A 20,338-nucleotide genomic window follows, 5' to 3' on the forward strand; every position below is an offset into this window, starting at 1 on the left:
GTGACGCCCAAAACGTATACCGTCTACTCCGATACGGGGATGAATAAAACCTGGCCAACTTCCAACTCGGATGTTTCAAGATGGTTATACGTCAGAATCTTGTTGAGAACAGCTGATTGATCGTCATTGTCTGACAGACGCGTGGAAATACCCCACAGGGTGTCACCTGGCTGGACCACGATCTGTTCGTAATTTGCTGTCCCCTCGTGATCAGCAGCGACAGCGGAGGACATCGGTTGTTGAGGCGCAAAAGCTGCTATCGACACGGCTGTCAACACAACAACTACTAGGCCAACGGTCAGCTGAAGTACACAACGACCTCTCGAGGTCAATTTGGGAATCGGTGTTGCACTGCGGATATTCGTCGTCGTAGCCATCGCAAGTTCCTTCCGTTGTTCTTTTCGAATGTTCGATACATTCATTGAACCAACGGGGTGGGACATGATAAGCCAGGGAAGATGACGGTCAGCATGACCGAGAATTTCCTTACACAACATAACGCCGATGGCATCGTAGGCAGGACCCTAGATTTCGGCGGATAACCGTTTTAGGCTCGAGAGCGCTTGCTCAGTAGACCGAGTCGCCCAAAATTCGGGCATAGAAGCTTTCAAGAATCCGCCGTATCCGGCGGTCGCTAGTCTCGAATCCAATATGGCAACAACTCCGCGATCCGAGGTTGACCGAATAAGTCGTCCGGCACCCTGCGCCAGACGTACCGCAGCGTGGTTTGCTGACACAGCCATGAAACCGTTACCGCCTCGCTGGCTGATATATCGAGACCTAGCGGAGGCCAGAGGATCATCCGGGCGTGGGAACGGAATTCGGTCTATGGTGACCAACCGCAGAGCATCACCGGGCACGTCAACTCCCTGCCAAAGTGTGAGAGTCCCGAAGAGACACGTGCGCGCGTCTTCTGTGAACTCATCGATAAGTCCGGATAGCGTTGATTCACCTTGCAAAAGGATGTTCAGTTTATCGCCAAAACGGCGTCGCATTTCTTCAGCTGCAGATTTAGCTGCGCTGCGTGATGAAAAGAGGCAGAGCGCACCTCCCTTGGATGCCTCAAGAAGTTGTTCGAGACGTTCATGGGTTAGAGCCGAGGGCTGTGGGCCCGGCTTGGGCAGATCTTGAGCCACGTAGAGGATGCCCTGTTTTGGGTAATCAAAGGGGCTACCAACATCCAAAGTTTTGTACTTCGCTCCACCGTTGAGTGTGAAGCCCAAATCGCCAACAATTGCATCAAATTTTCCACCAACGGCTAATGTCGCTGACGTCAGGATGGTGGTGGATACGTTGAGCAGTTTGTCTCGAAATTTCCCGGCGATTGAAAGGGGCGCAGCATACAGTAGCGGCGCGCTGTACGGGTCGGCTTCAACCCACCCTTGGCCTGGTTCGAAATGGGATGGCCTGGTCGCCCAGACGACGGTATCCCCTTTGGGCTGCGAACCGGCTGAAATAAGTAACTCCGAAGTTTCGAGAATTTCGCTCAACCGATTTTTCACCAGCTGCCGGTCAGAATCTTCGGCTTCTTTAGCACCTGGTTCTTTCAGATCGCTCATCATCTGTCGTGTCTCATCCCGCACTGATTCGAGCGCAGTGAGCTGATGCTCATTAAGTCCCTGGGCAAACCAGCCGGTTGGTGCCGGAGTAAACGCAGCTTCCAGCCCCGCTGCAGCATCCGTGAGATCAGAGGCCACGACCGAAGCCTCTTGACGCGCTTGCTTGGCGACATTACGAATCATCGGACCTGACAAATGCGAGGTAACTGCCGAGGTCACCCGATCAGTGAGCTCGTGTGCTTCGTCAATAACGATTGCATCCGTTTCGGGCATAAGGTTTAAATCTTCGAAAGCAGCAATCGCCAACATGGCATGATTCGTAACGACAATGTCTGCTTTTCCTGCAGCCTCACGGGCAAGTTCAGAAAAACATTCTTCTGCGAAGGGGCATTTGGATGCACCGATACATTCACGCGCTGTCACCGAAATTTGACGCCACGCTTCATCGGTCACACCAGGTTTTAGATCATCCCGGTCCCCCGAGTCGGTGTCTTCGGCCCAGTTACGCAAGCGAACAACCTCTTCACCTAACTGAGATAAGGGTTGACCGGTTACATCCGTCGACCCAAGCAGGCTCTCGTCATCGGCCTCGGTCGCAGCACCGTGTAATTTATGTTTGCACACATAATTTGCCCGACCTTTTAGTAATGCCACATCAACGGTTCTTGGCAATGATGGGCCAAGCGTGTCTAACAGGCGCGGCAAATCGCGGTTGATAATCTGGGTTTGAAGCGCCAACGTCGCCGTTGCAATCACGACTGGTGAGTCGTTACCCAGCGCATAGTCGACGGCAGGTACTAAATACGCTAAAGACTTTCCGGTGCCGGTGCCTGCCTGCACCAGTAAATGGGTGCCTGTTTCAAACGCATTGGTGACCTCTTGGGCCATTTGCTGTTGCCCCGGACGCGTTTGCCCACCAAGTGCGTCGACGGCGTCAGCCAGCCACGTTCCAACTTGGGTTTGCGCTTGGCTAGATTGCTTGGTGTCTACCGGTTGATTACCGGACATAGCTTAGGTACTGGTCCTTATCTTCAGGGTAGACGACGACCGTCATCGCCGTACCTTCTGCCTCATATGTTTCAGCCAGAATTTCAGTGTCATCCGAGTGTAGCCGGTGTACAACGTCGCCCTCGGTATATGGCACCAAGAGATCCATGTGCACAGAAGGTCGTGGTAATGCTGCTGCGATAGTTGATTCAAGTTCAGCAAAACCCTCGCCGGAGGCAGCAGATACTATGACAGCGTTGGGGTAACGACGTCGTAACCGCACCAACACGAGAGGATCTGCCGCATCGGCTTTATTGAAAATAATGACTTCAGTCATGTCGTTGATCTGTGTATCCGCAAATACCTTATGTACCGCTTCAATCTGCGCCTCGGGCTCCGGGTGGGAGGCGTCAACAACGTGCAAAATGAGATCTGCTTCTTCGACTTCTTCCAAGGTTGATCGAAACGCTTCAACCAACTGAGTTGGTAATTGCCGAACGAAGCCAACAGTATCGGTCAGTGTGTAGGCAACACCATCTTCAGTTTGCGTACCACGGACCGTGGGATCCAACGTGGCAAACAGCGCGTTTTCGACAAGAACGCCTGCCTTGGTCAACCGATTGAGAATTGAAGACTTGCCAGCGTTGGTGTATCCGGCAATAGCAACGGAAGGCACCTGGTTACGACGGCGTCGAGCACGTTTTGTAACACGCGCATTCTTCATGTGTTTGATGTCGCGCCGCAGTTTCGCCATTCGGTCACGAATACGACGGCGGTCAAGTTCAATCTTCGTTTCACCTGGCCCACGTGAGCCAATACCGGCACCGCCGGCGGCCTGACCACCAGCCTGGCGTGACATCGATTCACCCCAACCACGCAGACGCGGCAGCAAGTATTCAAGCTGGGCCAGCTCGACTTGAGCTTTCCCCTCTTTTGATTGCGCATGCTGAGCGAAGATATCCAAAATCAAGGCTGTGCGGTCAATAACTTTGACCCCAACAACGTCCTCGAGGCCCCTGCGCTGCGATGGTGCTAACTCAGTATCAACGATAACCGTATCAGCGCCGTGTTCGCGAACCACGTCAGCAAGCTGCCGAGCTTTACCTCGCCCCAGGAACGTTGCAGGATCTGGGGCATGGCGGCGCTGGATAATCCCATCGAGCACTGTTGATCCTGCCGTGCTGGCCAATGCTGCTAGCTCGCGCAGAGAATGTTCTGCTTCGACGACGGAACCTTCCGTCCACAAGCCTGCAAGTACCACATGTTCCAGCCGAAGTTTTCGGTATTCAACTTCGCTAACGTCTTCGAGTTCGGTCGAAAGTCCTGCAACTCGGCGGAGTGCTTGGCGTTGTTCTAACTCAAATTGGTCACCATCAAACTCAGTATGGTTTGATGCTCCGTCATCGAGCGCTTGAGCACCTGCCGCTACATCTGGTAGGGCAGCGCTGCTGCGCGATGGCTGGGCATCATCGGCAGATAGAATTCGATCGATCAACGCTTTGACTTGCTGATCGACGTGCGGCTCAGAGGGCTCGTATTGACTGACCATTTTCTCCTTGTTCAGAGGCTAAATCCTTATCTAGCAGTATCTCATATATGTCTTTCCCAGGCCCGCCATCATAGGTCGGTGCTGGTGAATGTTCATTGCTTTTCGGCAACTCGCTGTTATCTGGAACAACGCATTTCCAGCATCCTGTATTCCAAAGCGCAACGCTGCACTATGGCCTACCGTGCCTGCAAATACTCCGGTGAGAAAGTATTAGACTGGCTGGTAATGAACGAGCATTACTTTTCCGCTGCCCCTACAGGTGAAGAGCGCCGCCGCCGCATTGATGTACAGATTGCCGGTGAAGCTTTCACAGTCGACACTGCCGGCAACATTTTCTCTCCCGATGGTCTTGATCGTGGCACCGAAGTTTTATTGGACACCGTGCCGGCTCCTCCCCAAGAGGGAAGTTTTCTAGACATCGGTTCAGGCTGGGGGCCTATTGCTCTCACACTTGGCATGCTTGCGCCAAATGCAGACGTTCTGGCCATAGAGGTCAACGAACGTGCCGCCAAGTTAACAGAAAAAAACGCTAGCCAGCTTGGCATATCGAATATTACTGTCAAACATCCCGATGAAGTGAACGCGGATACAGGTTTCGACCTGATCTGGTCTAATCCTCCGATTCGCATTGGGAAGAAGGCCCTCCACGAACTATTAATTCGTTGGTTGCCTACACTGAATCCCGGCGGAGATGCTTGGTTGGTGGTTGCTAAAAAACTCGGGGCCGATTCACTGATGCCGTGGATCGACAAAATGCTTCAGGAAGAGAGTCCTGACCAATTCACCGTACGCCGTGCTGCGACACACAAAGGTTTTCGTGTGCTTCATATTGCAAGAGAATTAGAGCTTCCCAAAGAATACAGCCGTTAATTTCGCAAAAGTCGACAGCCTATCCTGATCATGGATCTGTACAACAATATCCCCGTGTTGGGTCGCGACGTTCCAAACGTTCAGTTGGTCTAAGCTAGTCCAGTTTTGTAAAGCGACGGAGGCTGCCGCTGCCGCCGATGCAAGGTCGTGCCCATGTTGTTTTCCTGTATAGTTACGCAAACGTAATTGTCCCATGCCACTTGTCATCAGCGGGTCTTGAGGAATGACGAAATTGATGCTTGTGAGCCTGGGAGCTGGCGGCTCAATTGAGGGTTGCTGCTCCAGATCAATAGTCTCGAGTTCCTCGAGCGTTTCTACAGCAACGGTCACGTGGTTGCTCTGAATATGAATGCTCAGCCCAGGACGAGGATCCAGAAGTCCGGCCGCCATAACTAAGACATCAGACCCCGCGGCAACGGCTGTTTCTGCGTCTGAAAATTTCCAACTTCCAATGTCAACACCAATATATGAGGGTGTGTAGACCGTGGTGATCGGGCCAAAATCTGTTTCGAATATGTGATGGCTGGTCTCCTCAGACGCGATCTTCTTTAGCACAGCCAAGATACAGGTTGCCATACGTGCCGGTTCGGTCATGTTTGAAGCAGGTTGTCCGTCTGCTTGCCAGGCCATGAGCCGGTACTCTGCGGCTGTTGCGCTGGACTGTTCGAGTGCTGGTTTCACAGCAACGATGCCCGTAGCACCAACACCGGCAATGCGGTCGCACAATGTCACTGCCTGGGTATCTGTTATTTGCACACTATCGGTCGGATCGTAGAATACGACCCAGTCCCCTACCGGTCCGGTAATTTTTACAAACCGGGTACCGTCGAGGTCATGACTTGCGCGGTTCTGGTCTTGGGTGGATTGAGGAGCGGCGGTCATATGATCACCTTAACTGGATTCTATGATTTCCAATGCTTGGGTCTTGAGGTCCGAGTCTTCTGCATCGATCCAATGTACTCGTGGATCGGCTTTGAACCAGGTTTCCTGGCGACGAGCAAACCGTCGGGTCGCTACTATCGTAGAATCAATTGCCGCTTGTTGGGTCGTAGCGCCCGCAAGATAACCCATCATCTGCCGATATCCTATTGCACGTGAAGCTGTAGGCGCATCGGCTAATCCTGCTGCTAGTAACTTTTCGACCTCAGCAACCCAGCCAGTCTCGACCATAGCTGCGACGCGTTGTTCAATGCGTTCGTGTAGCCGTGCCCGATCAATGCGTAAGCCAATTTGTACCACGGGAGTCATGTCCGGATCATATTGGCGTCTCGGCATATATGAGCTAAATGGTCTTCCTGTCAGCCGGTAGACTTCCACGGCACGAATGATACGGCGATCGTCTTTAAGTCGACGCGCAGCATCTGGATCGACGGCACGGAGTTCTGCAGCAAGATGTGCAACGCCAAATTGATTAACCTGACTGGTAAGTCGTTCTCTCAGGTCGTCATCGGTTGGTGGAAATTCCAAGATGTCCAGTGCTGCCCTGACGTACAAACCAGAACCACCGGTAAGGATTGGCGTTTTTGCACGAGAGCGTATTTCGCGAATTTTATCGCGTGCCAAGCGCTGGAACTCTGCGACGCTAGCTTCCATACTGAGGTCGTAAATATCTAGAAGGTGGTGAACGATGCCATCGCGTTCGGCAAGTGGGGCCTTAGCTGTACCTATATCCATGCCTTTGTAGAACTGCATGGAGTCTGCATTGACCACTTCGCCGTCGAGCGCGTGAGCCAGACCAACAGCAAGACGAGTTTTACCTGTTGCGGTTGCGCCGACAAGGGCGATGACCGGAGTATTAGTTTGCACCGACACGCAAGCTTGGTAGCCCTAGATTCACGCCATTTGCAGGTGCTCCAGTGGATGTACCGCACGATTCAGCTTGTGCCCGATCCCATGCATCTCCAGCGCGAGAACGACGGAGCACATACTGTTCGGCAGCGTTCGGGTCCGCGATGAGGTGATATGAGTGCGATTCGGTAATAGGCACCGTAACGAAATCACCTGGACGCGGCCGTTCCACTCCGTCGGGCATACTGAAGTGGACGAGACGGTTATCTGGTGCTCTACCGGTTAACCTACCGGTCTTGTCATCTCGAGCACCCGAGTCATTGGTCACCAGCAATTCCTGACGGGTACCAACCAACTTGGCAGATTCTTCTGCTGCAATCCGGTCTTGGAGCGCAACGAGACGCTCGAAGCGTTCTTGTACGACCTCTTTTGGTATCTGGTCTTCCATCTCAGCTGCGGGAGTGCCTTCCCTAGGTGAATATTGGAACGTGTATGCCATCGAAAAGCGAGACGCTTGGACAACATCTAACGTCTGTTGGAAGTCGTCTTCGGTTTCACCAGGGAATCCCACGATAATATCTGTCGTAACGGCTGCATGTGGGATCCGTTCCCGGACTTTATCCAGGATGCCCAGGAAGCGTTTTGAACGATAAGAGCGTCGCATAGACTTCAAGATCGTGTCTGAGCCCGACTGTAACGGCATATGGAGTTGGGGCATGACGTTCGGTGTTTCAGCCATTGCATCAATGACATCGTCAGTAAATGATGCCGGGTGAGGACTGGTAAAACGAACGCGTTCGAGTCCGTCAATTTCGCCTGTTGCCCTCAACAGCTTCGAGAACGCTTGACGATCTCGAAACTCGACTCCGTAGGTGTTGACGTTTTGGCCAAGCAACGTTACTTCTGCAGCACCGTCATCAACTAGCGCTTGAACTTCTGCCAGGATGTCGCCCGGACGACGATCTTTTTCTTTTCCACGCAGCGAAGGAACAATACAAAAGGTACAAGTATTGTTACATCCAACAGAGATAGAGACCCATCCGGAATAACTCGACTCACGCTTTGTTGGCAGCGTGGAGGGGAATGTTTCCAAAGCCTCCAAGAGCTCAACTTGAGCCTCGTCGTTATGGAGTGATCGATTGAGCAAGACGGGTAAAGAGCCAATGTTATGCGTGCCAAAGACCACGTCTACCCAGGGGGCCCGTTCCACGATCCTGTTTTGGTCTTTTTGCGCCAGACAGCCCCCAACAGCAATTTGCATGCCGGGATGTTCATCTTTCGTCGCTTTGAGGTTCCCAAGGTGACCGTATAGTCGATTTGAAGCATTCTCTCGCACAGCACAAGTATTAAAGACCACAAGGTCGGGGGTAGATTCTTCAACCGCCGCAAGATATCCATTGGACTCAAGAAGGCCAGAGATACGCTCCGAGTCGTGAACGTTCATCTGACATCCAAAAGTGCGGATCTCGTATGAACGTGGTGTTGCAAGTTCGGTTACTGCTTCAGTCACGGTGCTCGTTTTCATTCGTTGAGGGGGTCGAGGTCGTCGGCATTCAGAACATCCTTTACAACGCTGAATGCCATTCCAGGCGGGTAGCCTTTTCTGGATAACATGCCCACCAGGCGTCGCACCATTCTATCGCGTTGTTTGCGGTCTTTCGGATCTGTTGATGAAGGCACGGCAGTACGTGATAATTTACGCGCTACAAGTTCATTCGCTTTATTCCATTCATCGTCATCAGACACTTGTTCCAAGGCAATCTCGGCCTCGTGTTCGTCGACGCCTCTTTTACGAAGTTCCATGCTTAGCGCTCGACGTGCTAAACCCTTAGAAAAGTGCCTGGAACGAACCCAACTGTCGGCAAACGCCGCATCGTCAATGAGTTGAACTTCTTCAAAACGATCTAGCACCTGGTCAATGATGTCTTCTGGAAGTTCTCTCTGCATCAACTTTTCGGCAAGCTGGTGCCGCGTTTTAGGCGCGGCAGACAGTTGGCGCAACACGATATTTCGTGCCTTCTGGCTCAGGTCTGCTCCATCAGCTTCCTGTTCCACCATCTGACTTAGGCGTCCTCTACAGCTTTCAGAGCGACTTCTTCGTCATCGGCTTCTTGATTCTCTGCACCGACACCAAGGGTGGATTTGATACGCTCTTCAATTTCGACTGCCAGGTCTGGATTATCTTTCAAGAAACGACGGGAATTTTCTTTCCCTTGACCAAGCTGATCACCATCGTAGGTGTACCAAGCACCAGATTTACGGACGATGCTGTGTTCCACGCCCATATCTAACAAGCCACCTTCACGTGAAATACCTTCACCGTAAAGAATATCGAACTCTGCCTGCTTGAACGGTGGCGCCATCTTGTTCTTCACGATCTTAGCGCGAGTCCGGTTACCAACAGGATCGCCGGCCTGTTTGAGTGTCTCAATACGACGAATGTCGATGCGCACCGAGGAATAGAACTTCAGGGCCTTACCACCGGTAGTGGTTTCTGGCGACCCAAAGAACACGCCCACTTTCTCACGCAGCTGGTTGATGAAAACGGCAGTGGTCTTTGACTGAGCCAAACGTCCGGTTATCTTACGTAGTGCTTGCGACATCAGCCGTGCTTGGAGGCCGACGTGGGTATCCCCCATTTCACCTTCGATTTCAGCGCGCGGAACCAAGGCTGCAACCGAGTCAATAACGACAATGTCCAGTGCACCAGAGCCAATGAGCATGTCCATGATTTCTAGCGCTTGTTCCCCAGTATCTGGCTGAGAAACAAGTAGGGCATCAGTGTCGACCCCGAGCTTCTTCGCGTATTCCGGATCGAGTGCGTGTTCCGCGTCGATGAACGCAGCAATGCCGCCTTTACGCTGAGCCTCGGCTACTGCGTGCAGAGCCACGGTTGTTTTACCCGAAGATTCTGGTCCGTAAATTTCAACAACGCGGCCGCGCGGCAAGCCACCAATGCCCAAGGCAATGTCCAGTGCAACAGAGCCCGTCGGAACCACTTCGAGTGGCGCCCGCACTTCATCGCCAAGACGCATGATCGAACCCTTGCCGTAATTCTTATCGATTTGTGCAAGCGCTGCGTCCAGTGCTTTATCGCGATTATTTGTTGAAGCCATACTCTGTTCTCCTTGAATTGTAGATGGCAAGCCGTATTAGCTTGCTGCCATGCTCAAAAGTTTATGATGCTGCGAGGACACGATAAGCCACCTAAATTCGTATTGTGGAAAACCCTTGAGATACTACGACCTTCGTGGCAACCTGTGGATAATTCTACAAACTTAGAATTATATATCGAGCACCTTTTAGCGTGTCGGTGGGTCTTACAACGCTCCGGTGTCGCGAGGTTCAATGTCTTTGCCTAGTCGCTGGTGGAGTGGAATATCGTGCAAATCACAGACGGCCGCCCATACTGTCCGGGGGTCAATGCCCTTGGCCAAAGCGTCCTGTGCGGTTGCGTTCAGCCCAGGTAATTCAAGCGATGACGCAATCACACCAGCATTTGCGGACCCAAATTCATCCTGGATAAGGGCCCAGAAATGTGATTCTCTCATGTATCGTCCTCTACGCCAGAAAAGTGCAGACAAGTTAGGCCGCAAGCCTCTAGCTATCGTAGAGGGCTTGCGGCCTAGTTCAAAGCTTCTGAACGTCTCGCAGACTGACTAGCGGTTAGCTAGTTGATCGCCACGGCTGAAACCATCGCCTTGCTGCTGCTGTTGTTGTTGGGCGTAACGATGTGCCAGCTCGGCGGGAATAGTGTCAGGAATCTGCACTGCTTCTTCAACGGCAATGCGATCGGACACTTCGCGGAGCATCACAGATAGTGGAATATCGAGTGCTGCGGTGATAGCACTCAGCAGTTCAGAGGATGCTTCCTTCTGACCGCGTTCCACTTCGGAGAGGTATCCCAGAGATACGCGTGCGTCGTGCGACACTTCGCGCAGGGTGCGTCCCTGGCGTTGACGAACGTCACGTAGAACGTATCCAATCTCTTCACGCAGCACTGGCATGGTGGGCTCCTTGGACTCGTTTTGCTGGCTCAAGGATTCGCCAGCCTTCAGCCAACGAGTCACACCATTTACGACAACCGGTTCTCTCATCATATTTAACCACCATCTCCTGTATGTACATGAATCCCTGCTGGAGGAGCATAGGATTCTAAGACCTTCCACCATTACACAACACATGTGTTGTCGAATTTGTTCCCGGAGGGATCAAATTATTCATAATTTCTTTCAAATTGGCGCCCTGTGTGCTATAGCACACATAAATCCGGTCTTTCGAACACCACCACATATGTGCCCCGTGAAGACATGCTTAACCGTATCGTTCTAGCCATTCTGCCATTAGCTTGAGGCTTGCGGCTACCGTCGAACGGCGTATTTTCTCCCGGTTCCCGCCAAAACGTAGCAACTTGGCGGATGTCTCCTCAGCTGTGGCGAGAGCGATAAATACGATCCCTACGGCCTTCCCCTCTGACGGGTCGGGTCCTGCAACACCGGTGGTTGCGATACCAAGGTCTGCGTTCAGGCGTTCTCGTGCGCCTCGAGCCATTTGTTTGGCAGTTTCAGCATCTACGGCGCCCCGTGCCGCAAGAGTATCTGCGGAGACTCCCAGCAGTCGATGTTTTATAGCGTTGTTGTACGCGATGATTCCACCATGCAAGACTGTCGAGGCTCCAGATACATCAGCAATGGCTGAACTCAACATACCGGCTGTAAGGGATTCTGCCGTGGCTACGGTCAAATTATTTTGCCTTAACTGTGCAACAATCTGTTCGGCATTATAGCTATCAGTCACAATCCGCTCGATTCACTTTTCAGTTTGGGACTCTTCCTTCGGCGCAGTAGCGGCTTTGATCACGTAGTCCAAACCGGTCACCAACGTGACAAATAGGGCAGCAATCACGATGGCCCAACCGAACCACAGCCACCACTCACCTATAAAGGGTGCTAATGGCAGCAGGAGTGCAAGAATCGCAGCTGTCTGAAGCACAGTCTTGATTTTGCCGCCACGGCTCGCTGGCAGTACGCGGGTACGCAGCATCATGAGGCGCATTATGGTTATACCCCATTCACGGAGCAGAATCACGATCGTGATCCACCACCAAATCTCGCCTAAGAGAGACATAGTGATCCAAGCGGCACCGGTCAGGAACTTGTCTGCAATTGGATCCGCAATTTTGCCGAAGTTCGTTACTAGTCCTCTAGCCCGGGCAATGTCACCATCAAGTTTGTCGGTGTACATAGCGACGGAGAATATTACCACCGCTAGCCAACGAGCCTGCATGGACTCGTCGCCAAACGTACCTGACTGCCAGAGGGCCCAGACAAAAAATGGGACCAACAGTATGCGAATACTGGTGAGCACATTGGGGAGATTGAATGCGCTTACCTGCCCGTTAGCTGCCATGCGTCCTCGGATTCACTGTCATCAGTTGGATCATAATAGTCTGGGATATCAGCCTCGACAGGGCTGTCGAACGCCTGCGAACTGCTGTGGTCTACGTGATTAGCCTTCGGCTGGGTATCTTCGCCCTTGATGTTGCCCATTACTTCGGCCAATTCATCGGGCTTGACGAGCACGTCTCGCGCTTTGGACCCTTCTGAAGGACCAACGACGCCTCGAGATTCCATGAGGTCCATCAATCGGCCGGCACGAGCAAATCCAACACGTAGCTTTCGTTGCAGCATTGAGGTTGACCCAAATTGTGAGGTGACCACAAGTTCCACTGCCTGTAGCAAGTCTTCGAGGTCATCACCGATATCTTCGTCAATAACTTTCGCCTGCTTCTCAGGCAAGACATCTTCTCGGTATTGAACCTGCATCTGTGACTTAACGTGTTCGACAACATCGCGAATCTCAGATTCGTTCACCCAGGCGCCCTGGACGCGCATAGGCTTGGACATACCCATTGGCAGGAATAAGGCGTCACCTTGCCCCAACAATTTTTCGGCGCCAGGTTGGTCCAGTACCACTCGTGAGTCCGTCACCGAAGAGGTAGAGAAAGCCATTCGTGATGGGACGTTTGCTTTAATCAAACCAGTCACGACATCGACAGACGGCCGCTGGGTAGCCAGAACAAGGTGGATTCCGGCTGCACGTGCCAACTGCGTGATACGTACGACGGCATCTTCAACGTCGCGTGGTGCAACCATCATGAGGTCTGCCAGTTCATCAATGATGACTAACAAGTACGGATATGGCTTGAGCTTCCGCTTGGAATCCGGTGGAAGTACGACTTTGCCAGCACGCACAGCATTGTTGAAATCGTCAATGTGCTTAAAACCAAAATACGCGAGGTCATCGTAACGAGTATCCATTTCGTCAACAACCCACTGGAGCACTTCAGAGGCTTTTTTGGGGTCCGTGATAATCGGGGTCACCAGGTGTGGGACACCCTGATAGGCGGTGAGTTCTACGCGTTTTGGATCCACCAGCACCATGCGAACGTCATCCGGGGTGGCACGCATCAGAATCGATGTGATCAGAGAGTTGACGAATGCCGATTTACCGGCGCCGGTTGCACCTGCAACCAAGAGGTGCGGCATTTTGGCCAGGTTGGCCATTACGTAACCGCCTTCGACGTCTTTACCCACGCCCATGACCATTGAGTGCTCGGTCTTACGTGCTGCGTTCGAACGCAGCACATCACCCAGGGCAACAATTTCCTTATCGGTGTTGGGAATTTCGACACCGATCGCAGATTTACCTGGGATTGGTGACAGAACCCGAACATCGGTTGAGGCAACCGCATAGGCAATGTTGCGTTCCAGATTGGTAACTTTTTCTACCTTGGTCCCAGGGGAAACTTCGACTTCATAGCGTGTAACCGTCGGACCGCGTGAAAACCCGGTGACCTCGGCTTCTACTTTGAATTGACTAAAAACTGTGTCCAGGGCGGCAACTACACGGTCATTGACCGCAGACCGGTCTTTGGCAGGCGGTCCCTGAGGCAGCATATCCATGCCAGGCAGAGTGTAGGTGACATCGCCGTCGAGTTCTAGCTGTTCAGAGCGGGCAGGAATCGTTGGCAAGTTTTGCGCAGGTTTTGCAACTTCAGTAGCCGGTACTTCGGGCGTTTCTTCCCCAAGTCCTGCATTATCACGTGCCTGCTGTAGGGCAATTTCATCTGCGGTTGGACGTCGTACGCCCGGTCGTACAGCGGGCTCTTCCGATTCATCGGAGCCTGCTTGTTCTTCCCCCACAACCTCAGTCGCAGAGTCAGCCGCTTCTTCGCCCTCGAAGAGCGACCCAAAATCCATGACTTGGGTTTGCTTATTGGCCTGGGGACGCGACACAGGAGCCGGTCCCTCTTCGACATCGCCGAGTATTTCCACGGCGGGAACAGGTTCTTCGTCGTCAATGATCGCAGAAGCGAATGCTTCGTCACCGACCAGAGGTTGGCCCTCGTCGTCAGTTTTCTGCGCGGATTTTGTACCAAATAGCCGTGCGAAGAAGCCGGGCTGTTTAGGAGCGGCTTTCGGCTGACGTTCGTGCTGGTGTAGGTACGATTGATCGTGACCAGTGTTTGGATGCTCTGACTCTGCTTCGTCGATCGCGCGGTTTGCGTTACTGGCCCCAGAGTCTTGGCCGGTTAACCAATGATAAGAGCCCACCAGGCGACTGGGAATCTTCCCGACCGGAGTAGCGGTGATGACGAGCACGGAGAAAAAGGCAATAAGGATGGTGAGTATCCACACCGGTACGGGGGTCACCAACGTAGCTAGTGGATCCACAATGAGATACCCGACGACGCCGCCAGAGGTAAGTTTCTCTTCGAGCGCTGCACCCATAGAAGGGTTTTCAAAGACCAGCTGGCTGATGCTCGAGCCTGAAATCGTTGCAAAGAGCAAGCCGAAAAAGATGCGCCCGTTTGCGCTGTGTTCCTGTGGAAAACGGAAAAATCGCACAGCGATGACCATTAAGACCAGTGGTAGCAGGATGGAAAACCAACCAAATGTACCGGCAACGACGTGGTAAATAAAGGATCCTACAGCCGGATCGCTGGCTGGCGCCCACCAGAAGGTCCAGGCGATAATCATTGCGAGAATGAGAACGAAGAATCCGGTGCCATCACGGCGTTTATCAACCGGGATGGCAACGTCTGGTCCCATTTTCCGCACGGCACCGCCGAACGGAGTGGCTAGGGCAGACCAGAATCGCGTGACCGCCCGGACCACCCACGGTTGGGTGGTCTCAGTTACGTTATACGGGGTCTCTTCCGTTGTCGCAGTCGTCTTTTTCGATTTCGAATTAGACTTCTTGTTCGACGAACGGGCAGGGGAAGTACGTGTCGCCATACCGTCTAGGCTACCGCTTTTGACCGATTAAGGTCGCATCGAGGCAAGTTTTGGCTAAAAATTTACGCTTCGATGACGATCGGAACGATCATCGAGCGACGTCGTAGCTTACGCGCAACCCACGATCCCAGTGTTCGACGCATCATTTGCTGGAGCTGGTGGGTGGAGTGTTCTTTATCCGATGAGGCAGCATCTTCGAGCGCCTTAACAAGCTTTGGTTTGATCGCGGCAAACACACCATCGTCCTCCGCCACACCACGGGAGTGGATTTCGGGACCAGAAACGACCGTTCGTGTATCACGATCAATGACCGCAATGACAGAGATAAAGCCTTCTTCGCCCAACACCTGGCGGTCTTTCAGATCATCCTCAGTGACGGCCCCAATAGAGCGTCCATCGACATACACGTATTCTGAAGCGACTTCGCCCACTTGGCGTGCAACGCCGTCGACGAGATCGATGACACCACCGTCTCCGGTCACGATCACCTGGTCTTTGGCCACACCGGTGGCTTCGGCAATTCTGGCGTTGGCCATCAGGTGACGGTATTCACCGTGAATGGGCATCACATTTTTGGGTTTGACGATGTTGTAGCAGTACAGTAATTCGCCTTCGGATGCATGTCCCGAGACGTGCACGTGGGCATTGCCTTTATGGATCACGTTGGCGCCGAGCTTCATCAGACCGTTAATAATGCGGGTGATAGCGTTTTCGTTGCCCGGGATCATCGAGGAAGCCAGAATGACGAGGTCGTCTTCTTGGATGGTAATTTGGCGGTGTTCATCGTTCGCCATACGCGACAGCGCTGCCATGGGTTCGCCTTGCGAACCAGTCGACATGAGTACCACTTCGTGATCTTCATAGTTGTTGACATGCTTGAGCTCGATCACGGTATTCGCAGGGATGTCCAGGTAGCCCAATTTGGAAGCGATGCCCATGTTGTTGACCATCGACCGACCGACGAAGGCAACTTTACGTCCGTGCTTTACCGCGGCATTGAGCACTTGCTGCACTCGGTGAATATGCGATGCGAACGAGGCAACAATGACACGACGTTGTGCTTGACCGATATATTGCTCAATAACCGGTCCGATATCTTTTTCCGTTGGGGTAAACCCGGGAACTTCCGCATTCGTGGAGTCGGTCATGAATAAATCCACGCCCTCTTCGCCAAGTCTGGCGAAGGCACGCAGGTCCGTAATACGACCATCAAGGGGTAGCTGATCCATTTTAAAGTCACCGGTGTGCAGAATCGTGCCCGCTTCGGTACGGATAGCAATCGCGAGAGAGTCCGGGATTGAGTGGTTGACCGCCACGAATTCCAGATCAAATGGGCCAAGTTGTTCTCGGCCACCATCGTGAGCTTCCAGGGTCAGAGGCTTGATCCGATGCTGTTGCAGTTTGGATTCCACGAGCGCCAGGGTAAGTTGCGAACCGATAAGCGGGATATCCGGGTTGAGACGCAACAGGTATGGCACGGCACCAATATGGTCTTCGTGCCCGTGAGTCAGCACGATCGCTACGATGTCGTGTAAACGCTGCTTGATGTAATCAAAGTCCGGCAGAATCAGATCGATACCGGGCTGAACTTCTTCGGGGAACAAGACCCCGGCATCAACAATGAGCAGTTTGCCATTGAGCTCGAAGACCGTCATATTGCGACCAATATCGCCAAGTCCTCCCAGCGGCACGATACGACAGGTACCGTTTGGCAGTTTCGGTGGCTGGGCTAGTTCTTGGATTTCGGTCATGGTCGCGAATTTCCTCCGTGAAAGTTTAGTGAAGTAAAGATCAGAGCGGTTTACCGTGCAAGCATCATACTGTGATGCCGCCTTCGGCAAGGTCGGCTTTGATAGCGGCCTGCTCTTCAGCCGTTGCAGCTACAAGTGGCAACCGTACGCGTGCCGACGGGATGATGCCCTGCCATTGCAGCACGGTTTTGGCTGCGACAGCTCCTTGGGTATGAGTCATGACGGCGCGCTGGATCGGATCCAGTTCAAAGTGTTTTTGACGTGCGGTGGCGAAATCTCCGGCACTCGCTGCATCAACTAACTCTCGATAGGTGCGCGGTGCAGCATGTCCAGACACTGAGACAACTCCGACAGCCCCGGCAGCCATGAGCGGCAGAGTCATGCCGTCGTCCCCCGAGTAGACCGCTAGATCGGTATTAGCTAAAACCAACGTGGTCGACTGGTAGTCGGATTTGGCGTCTTTGAGCGCTACGATATTTTGATGCTGGGCCAGTGCAATGATGGTCTCGGGCTCGATAGGCATCGTAGACCGGCCCGGAATGTCATACATCATCACCGGAAGATCGGTTGCGGACGCAATGTATTCGAAGTGCGCCTTGATACCAGCCTGATTTGGTTTGTTGTAATACGGTGTGACGAGAAGTAGACCGTCGGCCCCTGCGGCTTCGGCGCGTTTAGACAACTCAGCTGAATGCACAGTGTCATTCATTCCGGTGCCAGCGATCACTTTTGCTCGCGCACCCACTGCTTCAACGACGGCTTCAAAAACTTTGATATTCTCGTCATCGGTTAGTGTTGATGTTTCACCTGTTGTGCCGGTCACGACGAGGCCGTCAGCACCGTTATCCACCAGATAATTGGCAAGCGACTGCGCTGCATCAAGATCCAAAGCGCCGTCATCCGCAAAAGGGGTGACCATAGCTGGAACCATGGTGCCAAAAATTGGTTCTGTCATCTTTACCTCACCGCTACTTGTTCGTAGGTTGTCTGAACTTCTAGTCCTCAGCTTACCTGTGACAATAGATGAAAACACCATAGGTCACACGAATGTGATTCGTGTTAACCAACGTTCGTCAGAAAGTTGCACCGCATGCGTCCTTTTGATGCGCCAGGTCGGATTACCGGCCTCGATACAGCTCGCGCTGTTGCGATATTGGGCATGATTGCCACTCACATTTTCCCACTCTTGCAATCGGAACCCGACGGTACACTGTTGCCGACGTGGGTGGGTACAAGTTTGACAGGCGTATCCTCTGCATTGTTTGTTGTGTTGGCCGGTGTTGGCCTGACGTTGCTAACTAAGAATACAACCGATGTATTCACATCAAGGATGCAGCTCTCCTTGCGGGCACTCGCCCTGATAATGATTGGCCTATTGCTAGGTCATGCTGGCTCGAATGTAGCCATCATTCTGGTGCACTATGGCGTATTGTTCTTCCTCGCCATGTGGTGCATCCAGTTGTCATCACGGGCCTTGACCGTCATGGCTGTTTCTTGGGTGGTCCTGTCACCGATACTGCACGGGGTTCTGACCCGGTTCATGCAGCTTCAAGCTGGCGGAACCACAAGCTATGTAGAGAACTGGAGGCTGTGGACCTCTCCGACCCTGTTGGACGTTGTACAGCAACCGGTACTGATGCTGTGGGACATCTTCTTTACCGGGTACTATCCGGTGATTTCATTTTTCGGGTATGTGCTGCTCGGAATGGCGATCGGTCGCACCAATATGCACAAATGGTCGATCGGTGTGCGTCTTCTGGCCATCGGTGGCTTGAGCTATGGTGTGTGTCGCGGACTCGCTGCGTGGTTACTCACCGATTCAGCCTTCGCGAATCGCATTGCGCATGCAACGGGGGTACCGGTGGAGCAGCTGCCGGCCATGAGTACGACGGGTGCGAGTGTTAACACTGACTTAGCCATGGGGGCTCCCCACTGGTATGGCCTTGCTGTCCCCCATTCTGGAGCACCCTTGGATATCTATTCGACAGCCGGGGCGGCGATGGCGGTTATCGGATTCTTCCTGCTCATAACCCGGATGGGACTGGTGCGCAAGATCCTCTTCCCGCTCAGCGCCGCTGGCAGGGTTGCTTTGACTGCCTACGTCGTGCATGTCCTCGTGACCGGATTATGGCCGACCAACTGGAGCCAGACTCTGCACGTTGATGACCCGATGTTCACCGATGCGTGGATCATGCTGATCGTGCACTGGGTGATAGTGGTGGCAATCGGTGTCACCGTGCATTTTGCCGGAGTTCGAGGACCCTTGGAGTCCCTACTACGGAAGGTTTCTAGCGTCGGATCGGCCGCGAAACGTTAGGCGCTGTGATACATACTGATAGCGTCGCGTAGGGCTGCTCGGGCACGTTTACGATCGCCGGCGGCATCGTAGGCAAGGCCAAGGCGGTACCAGCTGCGCCAATTATCCGGGTCGGCTTCCGTTTCGAGTCGATAAATTTCAAATTCTTGGTCTGCGGAGTCACGATCAATTCGACCCCGTACTCGGGGCAGATTATCTTCGGGAAGTTTGCCTTCGGTATCGAGAATTCCGGCCAATTTTTCTGTATTGGCTCCGAAACGGATCTCGCGAATGAGCGCCCAAATGCCGAAGATCACGATCGCTACGACCGCGAATCCCAGCACTTTAGCGATCCAGTTATCCGCGATAATAAAAGCGAGGGCGGACCATAGTGCCAAAAATGCGAAGAGCAGTGTCAGCGCCGTCAGCAGTGCAACAGCTATTTTGTTTTTCATCTGCATTAGTCCAAGTCGAGATAAGCGTCTAGGCCATAAGACAGGCCAGGACGAGAGGCAACGGTTCGCAGGCCAAGCAGGACACCCGGCATGTAGGACGAACGGTCAAAAGCATCATGCCGTAGCACTAGCTGCTGGCCGGGCGTACCCATGAGTACTTCTTGATGCGCTTCTAAACCTGCCAGGCGTACCGCATGCACGTTGATACCTGAGACCTTTGCGCCACGTGCATGGTCTGGATCATGTTCCGTAGCGTCAGGCGAAAGACCGACACCCGCCTGTTCGCGAGCATCAGCAATCATCTCGGCAGTGCGCACTGCGGTCCCTGATGGGGCATCGATTTTGTTCGGGTGGTGCATCTCAATGACTTCAACCGACTCGAAATACGGGGCCGCTTGGGCAGCGAATCGGGTCGCGAGAACGGAGCCAATCGAAAAATTGGGCGCAATTAATACGCCGACGTTCGGGTGTTCAGCGAGGTGATCTTCTAAAACCGACCGCTTATCCGGGGTCCAACCGGACGTACCGATCACGGTATGGAGCCCGTTATTGACCGCAAATTGTACAACCTTGGAAGAAACATCGGGCACTGTCAGGTCGAGAACGTGGGTTGCACCAGCTGCGCTGATATCGTCTAGCGGATGCTTCGAGGAAAGTTTGGCTACCAGTGCCATATCATCAGCCGCGTTGACGGCGTCGATGGCGAACTGTCCCATTTTCCCGGTGGCGCCTACCAGCGCTACTTTGACGGGGTCTTGTGCAGGATTTTTTTCAGAGGACATA

Annotated in this window: 19 protein-coding genes; 2 read left to right on the forward strand and 17 right to left on the reverse strand. The window is 53.1% G+C overall.

The genetic code is table 11. The features are described from left to right. Positions 1–23: 23 nt before the first annotated feature. The 3 genes from L0H14_RS00645 to hflX all read right to left on the reverse strand — a co-directional run bounded on the left by L0H14_RS00645 (position 24) and on the right by hflX (position 4,095). On the reverse strand, positions 24–377 hold the full coding sequence (locus tag L0H14_RS00645; RefSeq protein WP_301415940.1) for a LysM peptidoglycan-binding domain-containing protein: 354 nt from the start codon (positions 375–377) through the stop codon (positions 24–26). A gap of 147 nt (positions 378–524) precedes the next feature. Further along, positions 525–2,567 (reverse strand): ATP-dependent DNA helicase, encoded by a 2,043-nt coding sequence (locus L0H14_RS00650; RefSeq protein WP_301415938.1) that lies wholly within the window; start codon positions 2,565–2,567, stop codon positions 525–527. Then, entirely contained in the window at positions 2,557–4,095 is a 1,539-nt protein-coding gene (gene hflX, locus L0H14_RS00655) for a GTPase HflX (RefSeq protein ID WP_301415936.1), read from the reverse strand. Before hflX ends, L0H14_RS00650 begins: the two co-directional genes overlap by 11 nt. Between hflX and L0H14_RS00660 the strand changes: the two genes are divergently transcribed. Further along, positions 4,084–4,965: a methyltransferase gene (locus L0H14_RS00660; protein ID WP_336621679.1), complete on the forward strand. Its 882-nt coding sequence runs from the start codon at positions 4,084–4,086 to the stop codon at positions 4,963–4,965. The two genes, hflX and L0H14_RS00660, sit on opposite strands and share 12 nt — an antisense overlap. Here L0H14_RS00660 and L0H14_RS00665 read toward each other — a convergent pair. The 12 genes from L0H14_RS00665 to dapA all read right to left on the reverse strand — a co-directional run bounded on the left by L0H14_RS00665 (position 4,936) and on the right by dapA (position 17,759). Further along, positions 4,936–5,847 (reverse strand): hypothetical protein, encoded by a 912-nt coding sequence (locus L0H14_RS00665; protein ID WP_301415934.1) that lies wholly within the window; start codon positions 5,845–5,847, stop codon positions 4,936–4,938. The genes L0H14_RS00660 and L0H14_RS00665 overlap by 30 nt on opposite strands. Before the next feature lie 9 nt (positions 5,848–5,856). Next, a complete protein-coding gene (miaA, locus tag L0H14_RS00670) occupies positions 5,857–6,771 on the reverse strand; it encodes a tRNA (adenosine(37)-N6)-dimethylallyltransferase MiaA (protein WP_301415932.1) in 915 nt (304 codons plus the stop codon). Further along, positions 6,761–8,278: a tRNA (N6-isopentenyl adenosine(37)-C2)-methylthiotransferase MiaB gene (miaB, locus tag L0H14_RS00675; RefSeq protein ID WP_301415930.1), complete on the reverse strand. Its 1,518-nt coding sequence runs from the start codon at positions 8,276–8,278 to the stop codon at positions 6,761–6,763. The genes miaA and miaB overlap by 11 nt, the downstream gene beginning before the upstream one ends. Then, on the reverse strand, positions 8,275–8,811 hold the full coding sequence (locus tag L0H14_RS00680) for a regulatory protein RecX (RefSeq protein WP_301415928.1): 537 nt from the start codon (positions 8,809–8,811) through the stop codon (positions 8,275–8,277). The genes miaB and L0H14_RS00680 overlap by 4 nt, the downstream gene beginning before the upstream one ends. A 5-nt stretch (positions 8,812–8,816) precedes the next feature. Further along, positions 8,817–9,869, reverse strand: a complete 1,053-nt coding sequence (recA, locus tag L0H14_RS00685; protein WP_301415926.1) for a recombinase RecA — start codon at positions 9,867–9,869, stop codon at positions 8,817–8,819. 204 nt (positions 9,870–10,073) lie between these two features. Beyond that, the gene (locus L0H14_RS00690) at positions 10,074–10,304 is read right to left on the reverse strand and encodes a DUF3046 domain-containing protein (RefSeq protein ID WP_301415924.1); all 231 of its coding nucleotides are present in this window, start codon (positions 10,302–10,304) and stop codon (positions 10,074–10,076) included. A gap of 108 nt (positions 10,305–10,412) precedes the next feature. After that, positions 10,413–10,853, reverse strand: coding sequence for a helix-turn-helix domain-containing protein (locus L0H14_RS00695; protein ID WP_301421308.1), 441 nt, complete (start codon positions 10,851–10,853; stop codon positions 10,413–10,415). 214 nt (positions 10,854–11,067) lie between these two features. After that, positions 11,068–11,550, reverse strand: coding sequence for a CinA family protein (locus tag L0H14_RS00700; protein WP_301415920.1), 483 nt, complete (start codon positions 11,548–11,550; stop codon positions 11,068–11,070). A gap of 12 nt (positions 11,551–11,562) precedes the next feature. Beyond that, positions 11,563–12,162, reverse strand: coding sequence for a CDP-diacylglycerol--glycerol-3-phosphate 3-phosphatidyltransferase (gene pgsA, locus L0H14_RS00705; RefSeq protein ID WP_301415918.1), 600 nt, complete (start codon positions 12,160–12,162; stop codon positions 11,563–11,565). Beyond that, positions 12,141–15,053: a DNA translocase FtsK gene (locus L0H14_RS00710; RefSeq protein WP_301421309.1), complete on the reverse strand. Its 2,913-nt coding sequence runs from the start codon at positions 15,051–15,053 to the stop codon at positions 12,141–12,143. Before L0H14_RS00710 ends, pgsA begins: the two co-directional genes overlap by 22 nt. A 62-nt stretch (positions 15,054–15,115) precedes the next feature. Beyond that, positions 15,116–16,804, reverse strand: coding sequence for a ribonuclease J (locus L0H14_RS00715; RefSeq protein ID WP_301415914.1), 1,689 nt, complete (start codon positions 16,802–16,804; stop codon positions 15,116–15,118). A gap of 64 nt (positions 16,805–16,868) precedes the next feature. Beyond that, positions 16,869–17,759: a 4-hydroxy-tetrahydrodipicolinate synthase gene (dapA, locus tag L0H14_RS00720; RefSeq protein WP_301415912.1), complete on the reverse strand. Its 891-nt coding sequence runs from the start codon at positions 17,757–17,759 to the stop codon at positions 16,869–16,871. Between the two features lie 135 nt (positions 17,760–17,894). On the opposite strand from dapA, the gene L0H14_RS00725 reads away from it, so the two are divergent. Further along, positions 17,895–19,121, forward strand: a complete 1,227-nt coding sequence (locus L0H14_RS00725; RefSeq protein ID WP_301415910.1) for a heparan-alpha-glucosaminide N-acetyltransferase domain-containing protein — start codon at positions 17,895–17,897, stop codon at positions 19,119–19,121. On the opposite strand, the gene L0H14_RS00730 is transcribed toward L0H14_RS00725, so the two are convergent. After that, positions 19,118–19,555, reverse strand: coding sequence for a tetratricopeptide repeat protein (locus L0H14_RS00730; RefSeq protein WP_301415908.1), 438 nt, complete (start codon positions 19,553–19,555; stop codon positions 19,118–19,120). The genes L0H14_RS00725 and L0H14_RS00730 overlap by 4 nt on opposite strands. 5 nt (positions 19,556–19,560) lie before the next feature. After that, entirely contained in the window at positions 19,561–20,337 is a 777-nt protein-coding gene (gene dapB / locus L0H14_RS00735) for a 4-hydroxy-tetrahydrodipicolinate reductase (protein ID WP_301421310.1), read from the reverse strand. Position 20,338 lies beyond the last annotated feature (1 nt).

This window comes from Yaniella sp. (assembly GCF_030453185.1).
Classification (GTDB): Bacteria; Actinomycetota; Actinomycetes; order Actinomycetales; family Micrococcaceae; genus Yaniella.

Bases quoted from the DNA above. Each gene is read 5' to 3' on its own strand.
- L0H14_RS00645 (WP_301415940.1), bottom strand. From the start codon at position 377: ATGGCTACGACGACGAATATCCGCAGTGCAACACCGATTCCCAAATTG.
- L0H14_RS00650 (WP_301415938.1), bottom strand. From the start codon at position 2,567: ATGTCCGGTAATCAACCGGTAGACACCAAGCAATCTAGCCAAGCGCAA.
- hflX (WP_301415936.1), bottom strand. From the start codon at position 4,095: ATGGTCAGTCAATACGAGCCCTCTGAGCCGCACGTCGATCAGCAAGTC.
- L0H14_RS00665 (WP_301415934.1), bottom strand. From the start codon at position 5,847: ATGACCGCCGCTCCTCAATCCACCCAAGACCAGAACCGCGCAAGTCAT.
- miaB (WP_301415930.1), bottom strand. From the start codon at position 8,278: ATGAAAACGAGCACCGTGACTGAAGCAGTAACCGAACTTGCAACACCA.
- L0H14_RS00680 (WP_301415928.1), bottom strand. From the start codon at position 8,811: ATGGTGGAACAGGAAGCTGATGGAGCAGACCTGAGCCAGAAGGCACGA.
- recA (WP_301415926.1), bottom strand. From the start codon at position 9,869: ATGGCTTCAACAAATAATCGCGATAAAGCACTGGACGCAGCGCTTGCA.
- L0H14_RS00690 (WP_301415924.1), bottom strand. From the start codon at position 10,304: ATGAGAGAATCACATTTCTGGGCCCTTATCCAGGATGAATTTGGGTCC.
- L0H14_RS00695 (WP_301421308.1), bottom strand. From the start codon at position 10,853: ATGATGAGAGAACCGGTTGTCGTAAATGGTGTGACTCGTTGGCTGAAG.
- pgsA (WP_301415918.1), bottom strand. From the start codon at position 12,162: ATGGCAGCTAACGGGCAGGTAAGCGCATTCAATCTCCCCAATGTGCTC.
- L0H14_RS00710 (WP_301421309.1), bottom strand. From the start codon at position 15,053: ATGGCGACACGTACTTCCCCTGCCCGTTCGTCGAACAAGAAGTCTAAT.
- L0H14_RS00715 (WP_301415914.1), bottom strand. From the start codon at position 16,804: ATGACCGAAATCCAAGAACTAGCCCAGCCACCGAAACTGCCAAACGGT.
- dapA (WP_301415912.1), bottom strand. From the start codon at position 17,759: ATGACAGAACCAATTTTTGGCACCATGGTTCCAGCTATGGTCACCCCT.
- L0H14_RS00725 (WP_301415910.1), top strand. From the start codon at position 17,895: ATGCGTCCTTTTGATGCGCCAGGTCGGATTACCGGCCTCGATACAGCT.
- L0H14_RS00730 (WP_301415908.1), bottom strand. From the start codon at position 19,555: ATGAAAAACAAAATAGCTGTTGCACTGCTGACGGCGCTGACACTGCTC.
- dapB (WP_301421310.1), bottom strand. From the start codon at position 20,337: ATGTCCTCTGAAAAAAATCCTGCACAAGACCCCGTCAAAGTAGCGCTG.